The organism is Sphingomonas silueang (assembly GCF_040049155.1).
Taxonomy (GTDB): domain Bacteria; phylum Pseudomonadota; class Alphaproteobacteria; order Sphingomonadales; family Sphingomonadaceae; genus Sphingomonas; species Sphingomonas silueang.
Map to the genome: position 1 here is coordinate 253,003 of NZ_JBDZDK010000004.1, position 15,099 is coordinate 268,101.

At 70.5% G+C, this 15,099-nt stretch carries 12 protein-coding genes; 7 read left to right on the top strand and 5 right to left on the bottom strand.

Features of this window, described 5'->3' with window-relative positions; genetic code table 11:
- The first annotated feature begins 67 nt into the window (after nucleotides 1–67).
- The 3 genes from ABLE43_RS06610 (at nucleotide 68) to phbB (ending at nucleotide 4,348) form a co-directional block, all read left to right on the top strand.
- Complete coding sequence (locus ABLE43_RS06610) at nucleotides 68–2,290, top strand: molybdopterin cofactor-binding domain-containing protein (RefSeq protein WP_348977680.1); 2,223 nt, start codon at nucleotides 68–70, stop codon at nucleotides 2,288–2,290.
- A gap of 297 nt (nucleotides 2,291–2,587) precedes the next feature.
- On the top strand, nucleotides 2,588–3,595 hold the full coding sequence (gene hemH / locus ABLE43_RS06615; RefSeq protein ID WP_348977681.1) for a ferrochelatase: 1,008 nt from the start codon (nucleotides 2,588–2,590) through the stop codon (nucleotides 3,593–3,595).
- 30 nt (nucleotides 3,596–3,625) lie between these two features.
- A complete protein-coding gene (gene phbB / locus ABLE43_RS06620; RefSeq protein WP_348977682.1) occupies nucleotides 3,626–4,348 on the top strand; it encodes an acetoacetyl-CoA reductase in 723 nt (240 codons plus the stop codon).
- Nucleotides 4,349–4,708: 360 nt separating this feature from the next.
- On the opposite strand, the gene ABLE43_RS06625 is transcribed toward phbB, so the two are convergent.
- From ABLE43_RS06625 to ABLE43_RS06640, 4 genes are all read right to left on the bottom strand, one after another.
- On the bottom strand, nucleotides 4,709–5,452 hold the full coding sequence (locus tag ABLE43_RS06625; RefSeq protein WP_348977683.1) for an AcvB/VirJ family lysyl-phosphatidylglycerol hydrolase: 744 nt from the start codon (nucleotides 5,450–5,452) through the stop codon (nucleotides 4,709–4,711).
- Complete coding sequence (gene mprF, locus ABLE43_RS06630) at nucleotides 5,449–8,052, bottom strand: bifunctional lysylphosphatidylglycerol flippase/synthetase MprF (RefSeq protein ID WP_348977684.1); 2,604 nt, start codon at nucleotides 8,050–8,052, stop codon at nucleotides 5,449–5,451. The genes ABLE43_RS06625 and mprF overlap by 4 nt, the downstream gene beginning before the upstream one ends.
- Nucleotides 8,045–8,467, bottom strand: coding sequence for a DUF2147 domain-containing protein (locus ABLE43_RS06635; protein ID WP_348977685.1), 423 nt, complete (start codon nucleotides 8,465–8,467; stop codon nucleotides 8,045–8,047). Before ABLE43_RS06635 ends, mprF begins: the two co-directional genes overlap by 8 nt.
- Nucleotides 8,468–8,852: 385 nt before the next feature.
- Entirely contained in the window at nucleotides 8,853–10,559 is a 1,707-nt protein-coding gene (locus tag ABLE43_RS06640; RefSeq protein WP_348977686.1) for a peptide MFS transporter, read from the bottom strand.
- A 98-nt stretch (nucleotides 10,560–10,657) separates the two neighbouring features.
- Here ABLE43_RS06640 and ABLE43_RS06645 point away from each other — a divergent pair, with 98 nt between their 5' ends.
- The 3 genes from ABLE43_RS06645 to ABLE43_RS06655 all read left to right on the top strand — a co-directional run bounded on the left by ABLE43_RS06645 (nucleotide 10,658) and on the right by ABLE43_RS06655 (nucleotide 11,988).
- Entirely contained in the window at nucleotides 10,658–11,239 is a 582-nt protein-coding gene (locus ABLE43_RS06645) for a nitroreductase family protein (protein ID WP_348977687.1), read from the top strand.
- Nucleotides 11,240–11,277: 38 nt separating this feature from the next.
- Nucleotides 11,278–11,637 carry a GntR family transcriptional regulator gene (locus ABLE43_RS06650; RefSeq protein ID WP_348977688.1) on the top strand — a complete coding sequence of 120 codons (360 nt, stop codon included), beginning with the start codon at nucleotides 11,278–11,280 and terminating at the stop codon, nucleotides 11,635–11,637.
- 153 nt (nucleotides 11,638–11,790) lie between these two features.
- Entirely contained in the window at nucleotides 11,791–11,988 is a 198-nt protein-coding gene (locus ABLE43_RS06655) for a hypothetical protein (protein ID WP_348977689.1), read from the top strand.
- A gap of 165 nt (nucleotides 11,989–12,153) precedes the next feature.
- Here ABLE43_RS06655 and ABLE43_RS06660 read toward each other — a convergent pair whose 3' ends face one another.
- Nucleotides 12,154–13,875 carry an acyl-CoA dehydrogenase family protein gene (locus ABLE43_RS06660; RefSeq protein ID WP_348977690.1) on the bottom strand — a complete coding sequence of 574 codons (1,722 nt, stop codon included), beginning with the start codon at nucleotides 13,873–13,875 and terminating at the stop codon, nucleotides 12,154–12,156.
- A 48-nt stretch (nucleotides 13,876–13,923) separates the two neighbouring features.
- Here ABLE43_RS06660 and ABLE43_RS06665 point away from each other — a divergent pair, with 48 nt between their 5' ends.
- A complete protein-coding gene (locus ABLE43_RS06665) occupies nucleotides 13,924–14,880 on the top strand; it encodes an L-threonylcarbamoyladenylate synthase (RefSeq protein ID WP_348977691.1) in 957 nt (318 codons plus the stop codon).
- Nucleotides 14,881–15,099: the final 219 nt, after the last annotated feature.

A 15,099-nucleotide genomic window follows, 5' to 3' on the forward strand; every position in this document is an offset into this window, starting at 1 on the left:
ATCCTCCCCGCAAGCGGGGAGGATCTTCGCGTTCCCGTTCCGGGGAGGACATGATAGGGCGCACCCCATGGCACCCCCCTCCACCCCGCGCCTCACCCGCCGCAAGCTGCTGATCGGCGGCGGGGCGGGCGTCGGGCTGGTCGTCGCCTGGGCGCTGTGGCCGCGCCGCTACGGCGTCAACCTCGCCGCTGCCGAGGGCGAGACGATCTTCGGCCCCTATCTCAAGATCGGCGTCGACGGGCAGGTCACGGTCGCCGTGCCGCAGAGCGAACATGGCCAGGGCGTCTACACCGCGCTGCCGCAGATCGTCGCGGACGAGCTGGGCGCGGACTGGCGCACCGTCGCGGTGGAAGCCGCGCCGATCAACCCGCTCTACGCCAATCCGCTGGCGGCGGGCATCCTGTTCGGCGATGCGCTGGCCGCACTGCCCGAGGCGACGCGCAACGTCTATGCCGAGCGCAACGCGCTGATGCTGACCGGCGGCTCGACCTCGATCCGCCGGTTCGAGGAACCGCTGCGCGCGGCGGGCGCGGCGGCGCGGGTGCTGCTGTGCCGCGCGGCGGCGCGCGACTGGGGCAGCGACTGGCGCAGCTGCGGCACCGCCGACGGCTTCGTGGTGATGGGCGAGCGGCGCGAGCGGTTCGGCGCGCTCGCCGAACGTGCCGCCGCCGAGAGCCTGCCGGGCGGCGACCTGCCCCTGCGCACCGGCGAGGAGAAGCGGCTGCTGGGGCAACCGCTCCCCCGGCTCGACGCGCCTGCCAAGCTCGACGGCAGCGCGACCTTCGCCGCCGATATCCGCAAGCCCGGCATGGTCTTCGCCTCGATCCGGCAGGGACCGATCGGCGACAGCCGGCTCGTCGGGCTGGACAAGGCGGCGGCGGGCGCGATCCCCGGCATGGTCGCGGTGGTCGAGCACGACCGCTGGGTGGCGGCGGTGGCGACGACCTGGTGGGCGGCCAATCGCGCGCTCGACGCGATGTCGCCGCGCTTCGAGACGCACGGGCTGATCGACGACGCCGCGATCGCCGCCGCGCTCGACACCGCGCTGGCGGGGGAGGGCGCGCGGGTCCACGACACGGGCGATGTCGATGCCGCCTTCGCCGAGGGGCGGACGCAGACCGCGACCTACCGCGTGCGCGCCGCGCTCCACGGCGCGATCGAGCCGACGAGCGCCACCGCGCAGTGGAGCGACGGCACGCTGACGCTGTGGATGCCGTGCGCCGCGCCGACGCTGGCGCGCGCCGCCGCCGCGCGGGCGATCGGCATCGCGCCCGACTGGGTCGTGCTGCACCCGACGATCGCGGGCGGATCGTTCGGCGCGACGCTCGACACGCGCGTCGCCGAACAGGTGGCGGTGCTGGCGAAGCGGCTGGAGCGCCCGGTGCAACTCACCTGGTCGCGCGGCGAGGAGTGCCTCGCCGACCGTTACCGCACGCCCGCCGCCGCCCGCATGACCGCGCGGCTGGCGCGCGGCGGGACGATCGCCGCGTGGCGGGCGCAGGTCGCGGCCCCGCGCACCGGCCATGATCTCGGGCAGCTGCTCGGCGGCGACGTCGCGGTCGCGCTGGGGCGGGCGCTGCCGGGCGGCGGCGATGCGCTGGCGACCGACGGGGCGGTCCCGCCCTATGGCATCGCCCATGTCGCGGTCGATCACCATGCCGCCGATCTCGGCCTGCCGCCCGGCTGGATGCGCGGCGGGGCGCATGGCTATACCGCCTTCTTCACCGAATGTTTCCTCGACGAGCTGGCGGCGTTCGCGGGTGTCGAGGCGCATTCGTTCCGCATCGGCATGCTGGGCGACGACGTGGCACTGGCGCGCTGCCTGACGACGGTGGCGACGCTGGGCGGCTGGCAGGGCGGGGTGGCGGGCAGCGGGCAGGGCATCGCCTGCCACCGGATGCGCGGCTCGGCGATCGCCTGCATGGCCGAGGCGCGGCTGGTGGGCGGGCGGGTGAAGGTCGACCGGCTGGTCGCGGCGGTCGATTGCGGACGGGTGGTCAACCCCGACCTCGTGCGGCAACAGATCGAGGGCGGGCTGATCTTCGGCATGGCGACCGCGCTGGGCGCGGCGACCGGCTTCGCCGCCAACCTGCCCGAGGTGCGCGGCTTCGGCGGCATGCACCTGCCGCGCCTCGCCGATGCGCCGGAGATGCTGGTCGAACTGATCGAATCGGATGCCGATCCGGGCGGGGTCAGCGAACTGGCGGTCCCGGTGGCGGCGCCTGCCATCGCCAACGCACTGCACGCGGCGACGGGGCGGCGGTATCGGTCGCTGCCGTTGCCGGGGTAGGAGTTGGTTCACGCGAAGGCGCGATGACGCGAAGAAGAAAGGTATGGGTTCGCGCGGAGACGCGGAGACGCGGAGGCGCGGAGAAGCTGCGCTTGCTGAGGCCCTATCCCGCGTCAGCGGCTTCAATTCGTCGTTGCGGCGGGCGAGCATGTCTCCCGATCGCGGAACGGCGCGGCAAGCCCAACCTCTCTGCGCCTCCGCGTCTCCGCGCGAACCAATATCCTTCTCCTTCGCGTCTCCGCGTGAAAACCAACTTCCCCTTGCCCCCACCGCAACATTCGCGCGTTAGCAGCCCCCATGGACCGCCCGCCGAATCACCCCGCCATCCCCCCGCAACGCATCGGCGTGCTGCTGATGAACCTCGGCACGCCCGACGATCCCAGCCCCCGCTCGGTCAAGCGCTACCTCGCCGAGTTCCTCTCCGACCGCCGCGTCGTGGAAATCCCGCCGATCGCATGGCAGCCGATCCTGCGCGGCATCATCCTGAACACCCGCCCGAGAAAGTCGGCGCATGCCTACCGGCAGGTGTGGAGCGACAAGGGATCGCCGCTCGCCGCGATCACGCGGGCGCAGGCGGAGGCGATGCAGGGCGCGTTCGGCACGGACGTGATCGTCGACTGGGCGATGCGCTACGGCAATCCCTCGATCGCCAGCCGGATCGATGCCTTGCGCGAACAGGGGTGCGACCGCATCCTGCTGGCAGCGCTCTACCCGCAATATTGCGCAGCGACGACCGCCACCGCCAACGACAAGGCGTTCGCCCATCTGGCCAAACTGCGCTGGCAGCCCGCGATCCGCACCCTGCCGCCCTATTACGACGATCCGCTCTATATCGACGCGCTGGCCACCACGCTGCGCGAGGATTTGGCGAAGCTGGATTTCGAGCCCGACACGATCGTCGCCAGCTTCCACGGCATGCCGAAGCGCACGCTGGAACTGGGCGATCCGTACCACTGTCATTGCCGAAAGACCGCACGGCTGGTTTCGGAGGCGCTGGGCCGTCCGCTGACCGTCGCCTTCCAGTCGCGCTTCGGCCCGGCCAAATGGCTCGGCCCGGCGACCGACGAGACGCTGGTGGAACTGGCGAAGGCGGGCAGGCGCCGCGTCGCGATCTTCGCGCCGGGCTTTTCGGCGGACTGTCTGGAGACGCTGGAGGAACTGGCGATCCGCGGGCGTGAGAGCTTCATGGCCGCGGGCGGCACGCACTTCGCCTATCTTCCGTGTCTCAACGCCGAGCCGACGGGCAATAAAATGTTGCGCAACATCATCGCGCGGCAACTTGCGGGATGGATCGACGCCGCCTAGCAGGGGACAAACTCGCATGGGAGAGAATGCATGGCACGGGTAGCGATCGTCACCGGCGGCACGCGCGGCATCGGCGAGGCGATCAGCCTCGCGCTCAAGGACATGGGCGTCACCGTCGCCGCCAACTACGCGGGCAACGACGAAAAGGCGAAGGCCTTCACCGAGCGCACCGGCATCGCCGCGTTCAAGTGGGACGTGGGCGATTTCGCGGCGACCCAGGCGGGCGTCAAGGCGGTCGAGGAAGCGGTCGGACCGGTCGACATCGTCGTCAACAACGCGGGCATCACCCGCGACGGCACGTTGCTCAAGATGACCTACGAGATGTGGGAAGACGTGATCCGCACCAACCTCGGCGGCTGCTTCAACCTCGCCAAGGCGACCTTCCCCGGCATGCGCGACCGCAAATGGGGCCGCATCGTCAACATCGGATCGATCAACGGGCAGGCGGGCCAGTACGGCCAGGTGAACTATGCCGCCGCCAAGTCGGGCATCCACGGCTTCACCAAGGCGCTGGCACAGGAAGGCGCGCGCTTCGGCGTGACGGTCAACGCGATCGCGCCGGGCTATATCGACACCGACATGGTGGCGGCGGTCCCGGCCGACGTGCTGGAAAAGATCGTGGCCAAGATCCCGGTCGGTCGCCTCGGTCAGGCGAGCGAGATCGCGCGCGGCGTCGCCTTCCTGTGTTCGGAAGAGGGCGGCTTCGTCACCGGCTCGACGCTGAGCATCAACGGCGGGCAACATATGTATTGACGCGAGGCGAAGGCGCGTAGCCTCGCTACGCGCCGGTGCCCGTCAAACGGGCATCGCCTAGCGCGGACGGCGGGTCGGCATCCCAATGCCGAACCCGACCGACGGCGGCTTTGCCGTCGTCGCTGGCCGGAGCGGGTTGCCAGCCACGGACGATCCTTCGATACGCCGCTTCGACTTCGCTCAGCGGCTACGCAGGACGAACGGTTCCACCTTAGGCCTTTTTTAGGAAGGCCCCCAAACCGTTCGTGTCGAGCGCAGTCGAGACACGTTGGCGATCCGCCCGCAGCACGTCCCTCGACTACGCTCGGGACGAACGGAAGTGGATGGCTTCGATCCGCCTCGACATGGCCTGATCCCCCCTCACACCATCCCCGCCCCCGCCGTCCGGAGCGAGCGCAACAGCGTCGCCACCAGCAGCTTGTCGTCGTTGCGCAGGAAATGCCCGCCGGGCAACCCGATCACCTGCGCCCCCGTGCCCTTCAGCGTCGGGCACAGGCTGTCGGCCTCCTCCTCGCCATAGATGCAGATCACCGGCGCCCAATCCAGATGCCGCATCGCCGCCGCGGGCACCGCATCGGGCGTCCCGTGGTAGTAGATGCCGGTCGGGTCCGACCGGAAATACACCGTCTGCGCAGGCACCACCACGTTGATCGCCGCGATATGGGCGCGCAGGTCGGCGGGCAGGTCGGGCGCGATCGCCGACACGATGTCCGCACCGAACGACTGGCCCATCAATATCACCCGCTGCGCCCCCGTCTGCGCCATCGCGGTGCGGATCGCGCCCGCGACGATCGCATCGGCCTGTTCCCGCGTCCGCCGGGTGCCGAAATTGACCGGCGAGCTGACCCCGATGACGGGAATGCCGTGCGCCGCCAGCGCCGGGACCACCTTCGCCCCCATGCCGAAGCGCAGCCCCATGTCGCCCGAGAAATACACCGCCACCACTTGGGACTGCGGTCGCCCGCCGAACAGCCGCAGCGACCGGTCGTCGATCAGGTGCAGCGCGGGTGCGGCCAGCGCCAGCAGCATCAGCAGCCCGGCGAGCAGCGCGCCGATGCCCAGCCGCCGCCGCATCCGTGCGCGGGGATCGTGGATACGGGTCATGACGGCAACACCTCCGGCTGGGGGGTAGGAAGGCAGGGAAAGGGGGCGGGCGGCGGCGACCGCCCGATCAGGCGGGACAGGTCGCGTAAGCCCCGCAGCATCCCGATGCCGCCGGGCGCGGCGATGTAGCGCGGCTCCCACGAAGGCGCGAACTTGTCCTTGTAGGTACGCAGGCCCCGGAAGCCGTAGAAGCGCTCGCCGTGGCGGAACACGAACGCCGCCGCCTTGGCCCACGCCGGGGCCAGCCGCCGGTCCTCGATCCCCGACAGGGGCGCCATGCCGAGCGAGAAGCGTGCATAGCCCTGGCCCTGCGCCCACAGCATCAGGTTCACCATCAGGAAATCCATCGTCCCCGGCGGCGCATCGGCGCGGTGGCGCATCAGGTCGACCGACGCCTCGCTGCGGCTTTGGGTGAGCCACAGGTTCGCGAAGGCGGCGATCCGCCCGTCGATCTCGATCACCGCGAGGTCGAAATGCGCCAGATAGGCCGGATCGAACCGCCCGAGGCTGAAGCTCTTCTCGCGCTGGCCCTTGGTGCCGAGCCATTCGTCCGACACCTCGGTCAGCTCGGGCAGCAGCGCGGGGACCTGCGCGGCGGGCACGATGCGCAGGCTCGCCCCCTTGCGCGCCACCGCCCGTTCCGACTTGCGCAGCGCGCGCAGCCGGGGGGTGTCGAGCGTGAAGCTCGTCAGGTCGACCACCGCATCCTCGCCGAACTTCACGATCATCAGCCCCATGCCGATCGCGATGTCGAGCACCGGCGAGGAGACCTCGTAGAGCAGCACGCGCCCCTGCTGCGCATCGGCCAGCTCGCGCAACCGCCACAGCAGCTCGCCCCATGCCGCGCGCGGGCCGACGGGATCGCCCATCACGATCCAGCTCGCCCCCGACACCTGATACATCAGCAGCGCGTCGCCCGCCTCCGACAGCAGGAACCGCTTGTCGCCGGTCAGCGCCAGCATCGCATCGGTGCGCACCGCTGCGGTCAGGATGCGGCGCACCGCGTCCACCTCCACTTCGGCCAGGGCCGCGGCGGCGGGGGTGCGCGACGGGGCCATCAACCGCCACACGCACGCCGCCGCCAGCGCGATGCCGATGCCGAGCAGCGCGCGCAGGAAGCGCGGCGCATCGCCGTACAGCGCGAAATGCCACCACAGATCGTCCGAATAGGGGATGCGGCGATAGGCGAAGAACCCGGACCACAAGGTCAGCGCGATCACCGCCGCCATCGACGCCAGCCACGGCAGCCCCACCGGCCCGCCGGTCAGCGTGGTGCGGCGATAGAAGGCGGCGCGCGTCCATTGCAGCAGCCCGGCAACCGCGAGGCACACCGACGCCTCCTCGTAATCGATGCCCTTGCCGAGCGAGAACAGCGCGCCTGCCAGCAGCAGCGCCCGCGCCGCGACGAACGCGCCGTCCAGCCGCCGGTACAGCGGCGGCGCGAGCAGCAGCAGCAGCGTGGCCGTCAGGCTGGCGGCGACGTTGCTCGCCTCGATCAGCGGCAGCGGCACGATATCGGCGAGGTCGCCCATCCGCGCATGGATCGACGGCAGCGATCCCGACAGCAGCAGCATCGCGCCCGACAGGAAGGTCGCCGCCGACAGCGCGAGCGGCGCGACGCCGATCGCGACGCTGCGCACGCCCGACAGCCAGCGCGCATGCCGCCGCCGCGCGCCCTCGTGCACCGCCAGCAGCGCGATGCCGAGGCCCAGCGGCAAGAGGTAATAGACGAGGCGATAGGCGATGAGCGCGGCGAACAGCGTCGCCCGGTCGATCGGCACCACCGCCAGCACCGTCGCCTCGAACACGCCGATCCCGCCCGGAACATGCGTCACCACCGCCGCGACCATGCCGAGCGCGAAGGCGAGGACGAAGGCGGGCAGCAGCGGGGGGGCGGCGTCGGGGATCAGCACGAACAGCGCGGCACTGGCAAGGGCGATGTCGACCACCGCGATGGCGATCTGCGCCAGCGCCTGGCGCAGGGTCGGCAGCGGCACCGCCATCCCGAACAGCCGCACCGGACGCGGCAGCAATGCGCAGGCGACGAGCAGCAGCAGGAGCAGGCCGAGGATGCAGCCGCCCAGCAGGCGGGTCGTCGCCACGTCGAGCGTCAGTCCTGCAAGGTCGAGCGTGCCGCCGTGGACCAGCAGCGCCAGCCCGGCGACGCTCACCACCCCGGCCCAGAAGGTGCCGCCCGCGATGCCGACGACGCGGGCGACGTCGGGCCCGTCCAGCCCCGCCGCGCTGTAGATGCGATAGCGCGCCGACCCGCCGGTCAGCAGCGACAGGCCGAGATTGTGGCTGAGCGTATAGCTGGTGAACGACGCCAGCGCCGCCGTCCGCCACGGCAGCGGGCGACCGATGACGCGGAGCGCCAGCACGTCGTAGAAGGTCAGCGCCAGATAGCTGCCCGTGGTGGCGAGCAGCGCCAGCACGATCTGCGTCCCGGTCAGCGCATGGGCGGCGCGGCGGACATCGGCGTAATGGATCTCGCTGGTCAGCGCCTCCAGCGCGCCGAAGCCGAGCGAAATGAGTACCACGACCGCGACGATGCCGATCGCGGTGCGATGCCGGGCGAAGAAGGCGCGGGGATCAGGCACCGGGCAGCCGATCGATCCGGGTCCACACCTGCGACCGGCAGACGAGGCCGGCGAGGATGCAGCCCCGCACCTCCAGCCGGTCGGGCGCCGCCTGTTCGATATGCGAGGCGAAGCTGCGGCCCAGATCGGGCACGAACAGCGTGCCCGACCAGCCATGATCGCCATCGGCGACATAGTCGTGGAGCAGTTCGGTACCGATCAGCCGCGCCGTGCCGCCGCCCGCCGCATGGGCGCGCGCCGAATCGGATGCCCATGCGACCCAGCCGCACAGCGCCTGTCCGCACGGCGCGGTGCGCACCGCCACGTCGCGGTGCGGCCCGATCCAGTAGCCGACCGGCCCCGGCGCGCTCGCCTGGGCCGGGGCGATGCCCGATCCCAGCAACAGGGCCGCGCCCCAAACCGTCAACCGCCGCATCCTGCCTGCCCCTTGTCCCGTCATGGGGGCGGTTATGCCGGGGCGCAGCTTGCCGGGGGGTCAGCGCGCGCTGAACAATCGGTAATGTTGGGGGGATTTTATCCGCATCCGACCCGTTCGTCCCGAGCGCAGTCGCGGGACGTGCCGCAAGGACCGCGTACGGTGTCTCGACGCTGCTCGACACGAACGGTCGGGGGGGGGGGCGGGATGGGGCGCGGCTCGAGACGGTTCTATATCTGGCGGGACTGCCGGAAAATTTGCTCCCCTCCCTGATAAGGGGGGGCTGGGGGGGGGCGGCCCGCGAGGGAAGGTCACGCCCGCCAACGGGCCAACCCACCCCCGACCCCTCCCTTGTCAGGGAGGGGGGAAGCCGAACCGCGTCGCCCTACCGCTCTTCCTTCCACACATCGACGCCCGCCGCCTTCGGCTCGCCGATCGCCGCCTGTCCGGCCAGCGAATGATCGACGTCGTCGCGCAGCGTATCGAGGTGCATCCACCGCTTCACCATCGGGGAGAGCAGCAGCACGACCACGCCGATGCCGATCGTCCACCAGCCGATGGTCGAATAGACCGAGAGCGTCGCCTCCTTGGTCATCTCGCCGCCTTCGCCGCCGGTCGCCTCGCCGATCTTGCCCGCGACGAAATTGCCGACCGCCGTCATGTAGAACCACGCGCCCATGATGAGCGACGCGAGGTGCTTGGGCGCCAGCCGGTTCATGGCCGACAGCCCGACCGGCGACAGGCACAGCTCGCCGGTCGTCTGGAAGAAGTAGAACAGGAACACGAAGGCGACCGGCGTCGCCACCGCCGCGCCGACGCTGTTCGCACCCCAGACGAACAGCAGGAAGGCGAGACCCACCTGGAACAGCGCCAGCGCGAACTTGGCCGGCGCCGAGGGTTCGAGGTTGCGCCGGCTCAGGAACGCCCAGATGCCCGCGAAGATCGTGCCCAGCAGGATGATGTAGATCGAGTTGATCGACTGGAACAGGGCCGCTGGCACGCCGCCGCGATCGACATAGCGGTCGGTGTACAGGTTGAAGCTGCCGCCCGCCTGCTCGAACAGGCCCCAGAACACCGGGTTCAGCGCGATCAGGAACAGGATGGCAAACATCCGGTCGCGGGCATGCGGCTCCAGCTTGAACGCCTCGAACAGCACATAGCCGAGCAGGCCGATCCCGGAGACGATCAACAGCGTCTGGATCGCGTCCTGATACTGGATCAGCCCCCACATCACCGCGACGGCGACGATGCCGCTGGCATAGAGCAGCCATTCGAGCGGCAGCCCGGCCACGCGACGCTTGAGCACCAGCGGATCGGGTGCCTCGCCTTGGCCGCCGAGCAGCCCCTTGCCGACCACGAACACCAGCAGGCCCGCGATCATGCCGATCCCGGCAAGGCCGAAGCCCCATGCCCAGCCGATCGTCTCCCCCAGATAGCCGACGAGGATCGATCCCGCCGCACCGCCAAGGTTAATGCCGACGTAGAAGATGGTATAGGCGCTGTCGCGGCGACGGTCGGTCAGCTTGTAGAGCTGCCCCACCAGCACCGAGATATTCGCCTTCAGGAACCCCGACCCGACGATGATGAGCGCAAGCGCCAGCCAGAACAGGTTGATCGCCGGATCGGCCTGTTTGGTGGCGGCGTCGGTGATGCCTTCCTGCCCCTCGAACGCCATGAACAGATGGCCGAAGGCGAGCAGCACCCCGCCGAACAGCACCGCCTTGCGCTGTCCCAGATACCGGTCGGCGAGATAGCCGCCGAGGACGGGGGTGATGTACACCAGCGCGGTATAGCTGCCGTAGATCACGTTCGCGTTGCCGTCGCTGAACAGCCAGTGCTTGGTCAGATACAGGATCAGGATCGCGCGCATGCCGTAATAGGAGAAGCGCTCCCACATCTCGGCGAAGAACAGCATGTAGAGGCCGCGCGGATGCCCGGCGAACTCGGTCTTGCGGCTCATGCCGACCGCAAGGCCGCCTGCGAGGAATGCGGCGAGTATCGCGGTTGCGATCGCGGCGATCCAGTCGGTCTCGCTCCACATCGCCATTGCCTTGAATTCCGGCACGTCCAGCCCCTTGTCGTCATCGGGCATACGCGGCCCGTGTTTCCGTTTGTCGCCAATTCGTAACGCAAGAAACGGTAATGCCAAGCGCATTGTGCGTGCGCGCCCCGCACCCTACCTGCGCCACCATGACCTTCAACGATCGCACGTCGCTGCTCAGCCACCTCCGGACCCGCCGTTCGGGCAAGCCGCGCGACATGATCGCCCCCGGTCCGGCGGACGCCGAACTGGACGCGATGATCGCCGTCGCCGCGCGCACGCCGGACCATGGCAAGCTCGCCCCGTGGCGCTTCGTGGTGGTGCCCGCCGATCGCCGCGCGGCGCTGGCTGCGCTGCTGCGCGACGCCTTCACCGCCGCCAACCCGGATGCGACCGCGCCGCAACTCGAAGCATGCGACCGTTTCGCGCACGAAGGGCAGGCGCTGGTCGTCATGCTGTTCTCGCCGGTGGTGCCGAGCCACATCCCGCTGTGGGAACAGCAATTGTCGGCGGGGGCGGCGGCGATGAACCTGCTGCACGCGGGCCATGCGCTGGGCTATGTCGGCAGCTGGCTGACCGGCTGGGCGGCGGAGAGTGCGCAGGTGCGCGACGCCTTCGGATCGGGCGACGAGACGATCGTCGGCTTCTTCTATTTCGGCACGCCGGGCCGCGCGCTCGACGAGCGCCCCCGGCCCGATCCGGCACGCATCGGTACGCGATGGGACGGATGAACGATGGACTCGGGCCCCCGATGCTGTATTAATTCAGCATGACAGCGATCGATCACGAGGACACGCCGGTCTACCTCCGCCTGCGCGCGCTGATCGCGGCGGCGATCCTGCGGGGACAGTTCGGCGCGGGCGACCAGCTGCCGTCGGTCCGCGCCTTCGCCGCCGAACATGGCGCGAACCCGCTGACCGTCGCCAAGGCGTATCAGACGTTCCAGGACGACGGCTATGTCGAGGTGCGGCGCGGCGTCGGCATGTTCGTGCTGCCCGGCGCGGTCGAACGGCTGCGCATGGCGGAGCGCGAACGCTTCCTGAAGGGCCACTGGCCGCGGATCGTGCAGCATATCGAACTGCTGGGGCTTGACCCGGCGACGCTGCTGGGAGATCGGGCGATCGCCTGAACCACCCCGGCCGACCTGCGGCGGGGCGTTGCCGGGCGACGTTCAACGATTCGTATCCGGGCGGAACCTTTGGCGCTCCTGCATATGCTTTCCCGGTTCCGTGACGGAACCGTGACGATCCTTCGGCGTTTTTTCCGCAACAGGGAGAATGCCATGGACCGAACGGTCGCCATCGGCACGCGCGTGCCGATCTTCGCACTGCACGGCCACAACAACTGCCCCACCTGCGGCGCGTCGCAATGGATCGTCGGGCGGGTGATCGCCGAGTGCGCGTGCTGTGGCGACACGCTGCCGATCAACAATGCGGTGCGCCCGACCCGCATGGTGCCGCTGCGCGAGATCGCCGCCTGATCTGGGGCATTTTCTCCCCTCCTTGGAAGGGAGGGGCCGGGGGTGGGTCGGTCTGGGGCTGGCGTAACGTTCCCTCGCAGGCCTACCCACCCCCCAACCCCTCCCTTCCAGAGAGGGGCGCTGTATCGTCCGCACCGAACCCCGATCGCCCCTGGCGATCCACCCTCACCCCGCCGCGAAATCCTCCGCCGACAGCGCATACAGCCCGCCCGCGCCCGCCATCGCCGCCATGCCGAGGCCGCGCGCCTCGGGCACGATCCGGTCGAGGTAGAAGCCTGCCGCCGCCCGCTTGCGCCGCGCGAATGCCGGGTCGTCCTCCTCGCGCAGCGCTCGCGCCTGCCGCTCCAGCAGCCAGCCGCAGACGCATGTCGCCAGCATGGTGAGGAACGGATAGCTGCCCGCCAGCCGGTCGTCGGTATCCGCCTCCAGCATCCAGCGCGCTACCGCCTGCGTATCCGACAACAGGTCGCCGAGCGCGGCATGGCCGATCTCGCCCGCCATTTCGGCGAACAGCGCGTCGATCGCCGCCCCGCCGTCGCCCATCAGCTTGCGCCCGACCAGATCGGCGGCCTGGATGCCGTTGGTCCCTTCGTAGATCGGGGTGATGCGCGCATCGCGGAAATGCTGCGCGGCACCCGTTTCCTCGATATAGCCCATGCCGCCGTGCACCTGCACGCCGATGCCGGCGACCTCGCAACCGATGTCGGTGCCGTGCGCCTTGGCCAGCGGCGTCACCAGGTCGAGCCGCGCCTTGGCCCCGTCGAGGCCCAACGTCGCCCGGTCGACCTGCCCGGCGGCGTAATAGACCAAAGCGCGCGCCGCCATCGTCTGCGCGGTCATCCGCAGCAGCATGCGGCGCACGTCGGGATGCTCGACGATCGCGACCGGCGTGCCCGGCGCCGACGCGCGCGCCGACTGGACGCGCTCGCGGGCATAGGCGACGGCGCGCTGCGTCGCCGCCTCCGCCACCTGCACCCCCTCCAGCCCGACGTTGAGGCGCGCATTGTTCATCATCGTGAACATCGCGCGCATGCCGCCGCCCTCCGCGCCGATCAGCTCGCCGCGGCAATCGCCATGGTCGCCGAACGACAGCACGCAGGTGGGCGAGGCGTGCAGCCCCATCTTGTGCTCGATCGACACCACCCGGACGTCGTTCGCCTCGCCCGGATTGCCGTCCGCATCCAGCCGGTATTTGGGTACGAGGAACAGCGAGATGCCCTTGGTCCCCGCCGGTGCCCCCGGCGTGCGGGCGAGCACGAGGTGGACGATATTGTCCGCCAGATCATGGTCGCCGAACGAGATGTAGATCTTGGTCCCCCGGATGCGCCATGTCCCGTCGCCCGCCGGTTCGGCGCGGGTCGTCAGCGCGCCGACGTCCGATCCGGCCTGCGGCTCGGTCAGGTTCATCGTGCCGGTCCATTCCCCGGTCGACAGGCGCGGCAGGTAGCGCGCCTGCTGCTCGGCGCTGCCGTGATGCACCAGCGCCTCGATCGCGCCGACGGTCAGCGTCGGGCACAGCGCGAAGCCCATGTTGGCGGTGCCCAATGTCTCCAGCACCGCGCTGGCCACCGCAAAGGGCATGCCCTGTCCGCCCCAGGCGACGGGTGCGCCGATCGTGCCCCATCCGCCCGCGACATAGGCCTGATAGGCGGCGCGATATCCCGCGGGCATCGTCACCCCGTCCGGGGTCAGCCGGGCGCCCACCGTATCGCCCGCGCGGTCGAGCGGCCGCCATTCGCCGCCCGCGAAATCGCCGATCCCGGTCAGGATCGCGTTGAGCATGTCCGGCGTGGCATCGGCGAAGCGTTCGCTGTCCGCCAGCGCGGCGATTCCGGCGGCATGGATCAGCGCGAACCGCTGCTCGGCGACCGCGGGGGTCAGCTCCATCTGGCCTCTCTCCTATCTGTTGTGCGTTTCGGCTATAGCGCCCGGATCATGCCACTTCCAAATCGCTCCGAGCCGACCCGCACCTTACCCTACGGCCCGGCGGCGATCGCCGCGGCGGCGGCGGTGATCGCGCGCGGCGGCTGCGTCGCGGTGCCGACCGAGACGGTCTACGGCCTCGCCGCCGATGCCGGTGATTCGCACGCCGTCGCCGGAATCTATGCGGCCAAGGGGCGGCCGTCGTTCAATCCGCTGATCGTGCATGTGCCCGATCTGGCGGCGGCACAGGCGCTGGCGGTGTTCGACGATCATGCCCGCGCGCTGGCGGCGGCGTACTGGCCGGGGCCGCTGACGCTGGTGCTGCCGCTGCGCGACGGTGCGCCCGTCGCCGCGCTGGTGACGGCGGGGCTGCCGACGATCGCGATCCGCGTGCCCGCGCATCCCGCGATGCAGGCGCTGCTGGCGGCGTGCGGCAGGCCGCTGGCCGCGCCGTCGGCCAATGCCAGCGGATCGATCAGCCCGACCCGCGCGGCGCATGTGCTGCGCAGCCTCGACGGGCGTATCCCGCTGGTGATCGATGCCGGTCCGACGTCGCAGGGCCTCGAATCGACCATCCTCGCCTGCGCACACGGGCAGGTGCGTCAGCTCCGCCCCGGCCCGATCGCGCGCGAGGCGGCGGAAGCGCTGCTCGGCACCGCGATCGGCGGGGCTGGGGCGGGGGTCGAGGCGCCCGGCCAGCTCGCCAGCCATTACGCCCCGTCGAAGCCGGTCCGGCTGAACGCCACCGCCGCGCGCGCGGGCGAATGGCTGATCGGCTTCGGCCCGGTGGCGGGCGACGCCACGCTCTCGGCCACCGGCGACCTGACCGAGGCGGCGGCACGGCTGTTCGACGCGCTGCACGACGCCGACCAGTCGGGCAGCGCGGCGATCGCGGTCGCGCCCGTGCCCGACGAAGCGCTGGGTGCCGCGATCAACGACCGCCTGCGCCGCGCCGCGACCCCGGCGTGAATGGACCACAGGTAGCGAGATATCTCCCCTCCCTGGAAGGGAGGGGAGCGACAGCACCGGTGGCCGAATGTCAATCGGGCCCGAACCTATCCCGCCTGTGGCTTTCAGCGGTAAATGTCACGAATGTCAGCACTAGGTGACGCCGATGACGAGGGTGCTGCGGGCGGCTTCCACGACATCCTCGCTGATGGTTGCGAGGCCGTTGATCTTCAGCACGCG

Excerpts from the sequence above, each read along its gene's own strand:
- ABLE43_RS06655 (WP_348977689.1), top strand. The coding sequence starts at position 11,791 with ATGGACCGAACGGTCGCCATCGGCACGCGCGTGCCGATCTTCGCACTG.
- ABLE43_RS06625 (WP_348977683.1), bottom strand. The coding sequence starts at position 5,452 with ATGACCCGTATCCACGATCCCCGCGCACGGATGCGGCGGCGGCTGGGC.
- ABLE43_RS06635 (WP_348977685.1), bottom strand. The coding sequence starts at position 8,467 with ATGCGGCGGTTGACGGTTTGGGGCGCGGCCCTGTTGCTGGGATCGGGC.
- ABLE43_RS06645 (WP_348977687.1), top strand. The coding sequence starts at position 10,658 with ATGACCTTCAACGATCGCACGTCGCTGCTCAGCCACCTCCGGACCCGC.
- ABLE43_RS06665 (WP_348977691.1), top strand. The coding sequence starts at position 13,924 with ATGCCACTTCCAAATCGCTCCGAGCCGACCCGCACCTTACCCTACGGC.
- ABLE43_RS06650 (WP_348977688.1), top strand. The coding sequence starts at position 11,278 with ATGACAGCGATCGATCACGAGGACACGCCGGTCTACCTCCGCCTGCGC.
- ABLE43_RS06640 (WP_348977686.1), bottom strand. The coding sequence starts at position 10,559 with ATGCCCGATGACGACAAGGGGCTGGACGTGCCGGAATTCAAGGCAATG.
- ABLE43_RS06610 (WP_348977680.1), top strand. The coding sequence starts at position 68 with ATGGCACCCCCCTCCACCCCGCGCCTCACCCGCCGCAAGCTGCTGATC.
- phbB (WP_348977682.1), top strand. The coding sequence starts at position 3,626 with ATGGCACGGGTAGCGATCGTCACCGGCGGCACGCGCGGCATCGGCGAG.
- ABLE43_RS06660 (WP_348977690.1), bottom strand. The coding sequence starts at position 13,875 with ATGGAGCTGACCCCCGCGGTCGCCGAGCAGCGGTTCGCGCTGATCCAT.
- hemH (WP_348977681.1), top strand. The coding sequence starts at position 2,588 with ATGGACCGCCCGCCGAATCACCCCGCCATCCCCCCGCAACGCATCGGC.